Genomic DNA, 4574 nt, shown 5'->3' with positions numbered 1-4574 from the left:
GCGCAGGAGCGGGCGCGTTCGTCGGCAGCGTGACCCGGACGTCCGGGCCGCTGCTCGCCGGCAGGTCGAAGGTCCGGCTCACGCGTGACGCGCCGGCGAGCTCGATCGTCAGCGTGTACGTCCAGCCCGTGACCGGGCTTCCGGCGCCGTCGCTGAACCCGGGCTGGTCGGTGGTGGCCAGAGGGATCGCGGCGCGGCCGTCCGCGTCGAGCGCGACGACGGCGGGCCGGGGCGTGATCATCGCGGCCGTCGCGTCCCAGACGCGCGGCGTCGACGACTCGACGGTGACGGTGCCGGACCAGGGCGCCCCGACGTCGTCGAGGAACGGGCCGACGTGGACGGTGCTGGTGCGGATCTCGGACGGCAGCATGGGTCCTCCAGGGGGCGGGACGGAGCGCTCGTCCGTCGATGATCGCCCGACCGCCCCGGCGCCCGGAAGGACCGGGTCCGTCCGACATGTCACATCACCGACCCACGACAACACCGCCCAGACTGTGCTCCCATCCGTCGTCGGTCGGCTCGCCCTCGAGCGTGAAGAGCTCGGTGACCGCGCCCGTCGTGAGGTCCGTGCTGACCGTGCGCTGGCGCCCCGCCTTGCCGTGACCGACGTAGCAGTCGTTGAGGTCGGTGACCACCGTGCCGCCGCCGAACTGCAGCCAGTACGAGTGGTCGTCGGGACCCCACTGGGTGGTGAGCGGCGAGACCACGCCGTCGGCGAGCACGCCGGGGTCCGCCCCGCCGTCGCACGGCGGCCCCTGGACCACCAGGCCCAGCCCGACGCGGCCGTCCGGCAGCGGCGTCGCGTCGATGACCGGGTGGTCCGACGTCGCGAGCAGGCGCGGGGTCGCCGAGGGGCGGGTGGCGTCGAGCGCGAGCAGCTCGGCCGGGGTGCCGCAGGAGAGCAGGAGCTCGTGCGGGCCGGACCAGCCGCCGATCGCGCAGGGCCGGTCGGTGGGGACGGTCGAGACCGGGGTGGGCGTGCCGGACCGGAGGTCGACCAGCAGCAGGCGGCCGTCCGGGCCGGTGGCCGTGACCCAGCCGCCGTCCGGGCTCAGCGACGTGGCGTACACGGTGTCGTCGATGGTGCCGAGGTCGCGCTGCGTCCCGTCGGCGTCGCGGACGAGCAGGTGGAACGTCGTGTCGGGGTAGCCGGCCATGCGGTTCTGGGCCGACAGGACGTTCCGGGGCATCGGGACCGCCCCCGCGGGGAGGTCCGTGAAGTCCCACTGCGGTGCCGCCCACACGGTCGTCCCGTCGTCCGTGCCGCCGATCCACAGGGCGCTCGGGGGGAGGTCCGGCCACGGCTCGAGGTCGCCCGTGCGCAGGTCGAGCAGGCCGGCGACGTCGGTCGGCTTCTCCGTGGTGTAGTCCGTGGTGCTGGCGACGACGAGCGTCTGGCCCGCGGTCCACCGGAACACGACGAGCCCCCGGCGGACGCTCGTCTCGAGCAGCGGGCTCCGCTCGCCGGCGGGGGAGATCAGCAGGAGCCGGTTCCGATAGGCGTCGGCGGGGGCGTCGTACGGGTCCGTGCCGACGCGGGTCTGGTTGTCGGGCACGAGCATCCACCCGGCGGAGCTGCCCTCGACCAGGCCGGCCGGCAGTGGGAGCGGCTCGCCGACGTGCACGGGCGGGATCGCGGCGGACGTCGGGGCGGACGACGCCGTCGGTGTCGGGCTCGGGGCCGGCTGGCTCTCGGTCGGGCTGGACGCCGGGACCGGCGCCTGGTCGGCCCGGTGCGCGCCGAACCACGCCGTCGCGCCCAGCACGCCGACCAGCGCGACGCCGGCGACGCTCTGCGCGGAGTGCCGGACAGCCCGCCGGCGCCGCACGCGCCGCACCGTCCCGGCCAGCGAGGAGGCGGTCGGGACGGCACCGGACCGTCCGCGCTCGACGGCGGCCTCCGTGTCGGCCAGCAGGTGTCCGAGGTCGCTCACGACCGGTCTCCTCTCGACGTGCCGGTGCCGTCGACCAGCCGGACCGTCGGGCGCTCGTCGGCCTCGGGGTCGGTGGTGGCACCGAGCCAGCGCTGCATCGCCGTGGCGGCGTCGGACGTGTACCGCTTGACCGCGCCCTGGCTCAGGCCGAGCTGCTCGGCCGTCTGGGCGACGGACAGGTCCTCGAGGTGCCGGAGCACGACGCAGGCGCGCTGGCGGGGGGTGAGCCGGGCGAGCGCCGCGAGGACGTCCTGCTCGAGCCCGGGGAGCACGGTCTCGACCGGGGCCTCCGGCTGGCCGGCCACCCGGTCGGCGGCGCGGCGCTCGCTGGCCGCCGTCCTCGCCCGGTCGATGGACCGGGTGGCGATGGCCCGGCGCACGTACGTCTCGGCCTGGGCCAGCGTGGTGAACCGCGCGCGGCTCGAGAACGTGGCCACGAGCGCGTCCTGAACCAGGTCCTCCGCCTCGCCCGGGGTCGCCGCGAGCAGCGTCGCGCGGGCCAGCAGCGCCGACCACCGCTCCCGGACCAGCTGGGCCAGCAAGCCCTCCCACCGCGCGCTCATCGGCCCCCCGCCTGATCTGGTCGGGCGCCGGCGCGTCCGCTCTCACCTGAAGAACGGAGCGTGGCAGAGATCGGTTGGTCCCCGGGTCGGAACGGCCCCCCGTGCTACTGTCCGCAACAGGACGCTTGACCATTCGCTTGACCATTCATTGACCGTTCGCAGCCCATTGCACGGCGCCGGTTGCAGGGCCGCTGCGACGACCTGGACGTGAAGGACGACGATGACCGAGGCAGCCCCGCTCCAGCCCCCTGCGCCGCAGTCCGTGTTCGCGCTGGAGGCGCCCGCGCCGGTGTCCCCGGTGGCCACGACGGCCGCCTCCGCGATGGCTCCGCAGATCCCCGAGGCCGCCCTGCCGGGGCTCGACGCGAAGGTCTCGGCGTACGTCGACGGGCTCATGGCCGCGCAGCTCGGGTCCCCGGAGCTGGCGCGCAAGGCCGACGACATCCGGCTCATGGGCGACTCGGACATCCGCGCCGCCGCCGAGACGTCGAACCGCCTGCTCCAGGCGCCGGTGAAAGAGCTGCGCGAGGGCGGGGTCTCGGGCACGTCGCAGGTCAGCAAGTCCCTGCTGGACCTGCGCAAGACGGTCGAGGGCCTGGACCCCAGCGAGGCCACCATCGGCAAGAAGCTGCTCGGGCTGATCCCGTTCGGCGACTCGATGACCGACTACTTCCGCAGGTACGAGAGCTCGCAGAAGCAGATCGACGCGATCGTGCGCGCGCTCTACAACGGGCAGGACGAGCTGCGGAAGGACAACGCGGCGCTCAACCTGGAGAAGCAGCACCTCTGGGACACCATGGCCCGCCTCCACCAGTACATCTACGTCGCGGAGTCGCTGGACACGCGCTTGTCGACGACGATCGCCGAGCTGGACGCGACCGACCCCGCGCGCGCCAAGGCCCTGCGCGAGGACGTGCTGTTCTACGTCCGCCAGAAGCACCAGGACCTGCTCACGCAGCTGGCCGTCTCGATCCAGGGCTACCTGGCGATCGACATCATCATCAAGAACAACCTCGAGCTCATCAAGGGCGTGGACCGCGCGACGACCACCACGGTCTCGGCCCTGCGCACGGCCGTCACGGTGGCCCAGGCGCTGAACAACCAGAAGCTCGTGCTCGACCAGATCACGGCGCTGAACACCACGACGTCCGGGCTCATCGCGTCGACCGCCAAGATGCTCAAGGAGCAGTCGGTGGGCATCCAGGAGCAGGCGGCCAGCGCCACCGTCGGGCTGCCCCAGCTGCAGCAGGCGTTCGCGGACATCTACGCGACGATGGACTCGATCGACACGTTCAAGGTCAAGGCGCTCGACTCGATGGCGACGACGATCGGCGTGCTCGAGACGGAGACCACCAAGGCCAAGAGCTACCTCGACCGCGTGAAGCGCGCGGACACCACGGAGGTCGCCGGCGGCTCGCTGGACCTCGGCACGAGCTGAGCGACGAGGGCCGGGTAGGCGCGACACGATGAGCTGGTTCGCTCGCCTGAGGGGGCGGCGTCAGGAGCCCGAGCTCCCCGCGCCGCCGCCTGCCCCGACGACGGCCGACATCCTCGCGTCCGCCCACCAGGTGGAGCAGCAGATCGTCGGCAAGGTCCCGGGCGCGGTGACGGCCCGGGTGAACCGGATCACCCGCACGGTGGAGGAGATGGCGCCGCGGCTGGACCGGCTGGGCGCCGGCAGCAGGCAGGCGCACACGGTCGTCGCGACCGCCACGAGCTACCTGCCCGAGGCCGTCGGCGGCTACCTGCGCCTGCCCCGGGACTTCGCGGACCGACGGGTGGTGTCGAAGGGCAAGACGTCGCTCATGGTGCTCTGCGACCAGCTCGACCTGCTCGGCGTGACCCTGGACAAGATCTCCGACGCGGTCTCGCGCGAGGACGCCAACGCGCTCGTGGCGCACGGGCAGTTCCTCGCCGAGAAGTTCGGCGAGTCCTCCCTCGCCCTCGCCCCCGACGCTGGCCTCGACACCCCGCAGAGGGAGCTCCCGTGACCCCGTCCTCCGCGCTGCCCGCTGCCCTCGACGCCCTCGCGCGGGCCGGCGCCGCGGCCGGCCTGGAGGACGCCGCGGTCCGCGAC

5 protein-coding genes are annotated in these 4574 nt (G+C 73.7%); 2 read left to right on the top strand and 3 right to left on the bottom strand.

The features are described from left to right. The 3 genes from ACXJKG_RS19670 to ACXJKG_RS19660 form a co-directional block, all read right to left on the bottom strand. A partial coding sequence (locus ACXJKG_RS19670; protein ID WP_456847418.1) for a hypothetical protein occupies positions 1–370 on the bottom strand: 370 nt, incomplete at its 3' end. 94 nt (positions 371–464) lie between these two features. Further along, positions 465–1934: a hypothetical protein gene (locus ACXJKG_RS19665; protein WP_456847417.1), complete on the bottom strand. Its 1470-nt coding sequence runs from the start codon at positions 1932–1934 to the stop codon at positions 465–467. After that, positions 1931–2497 carry a sigma-70 family RNA polymerase sigma factor gene (locus ACXJKG_RS19660; protein ID WP_456847416.1) on the bottom strand — a complete coding sequence of 189 codons (567 nt, stop codon included), beginning with the start codon at positions 2495–2497 and terminating at the stop codon, positions 1931–1933. The genes ACXJKG_RS19665 and ACXJKG_RS19660 overlap by 4 nt, the downstream gene beginning before the upstream one ends. Before the next feature lie 220 nt (positions 2498–2717). On the opposite strand from ACXJKG_RS19660, the gene ACXJKG_RS19655 reads away from it, so the two are divergent. Both ACXJKG_RS19655 and ACXJKG_RS19650 read left to right on the top strand, forming a co-directional pair. After that, the gene (locus ACXJKG_RS19655) at positions 2718–3935 is read left to right on the top strand and encodes a toxic anion resistance protein (RefSeq protein WP_456847415.1); all 1218 of its coding nucleotides are present in this window, start codon (positions 2718–2720) and stop codon (positions 3933–3935) included. Between the two features lie 28 nt (positions 3936–3963). Further along, positions 3964–4488, top strand: coding sequence for a hypothetical protein (locus tag ACXJKG_RS19650; RefSeq protein ID WP_456847414.1), 525 nt, complete (start codon positions 3964–3966; stop codon positions 4486–4488). Positions 4489–4574 lie beyond the last annotated feature (86 nt).

Source organism: Cellulomonas sp. P5_C6 (assembly GCF_054049635.1).
This window is presented reverse-complemented; position numbering and strand designations above follow the sequence as displayed.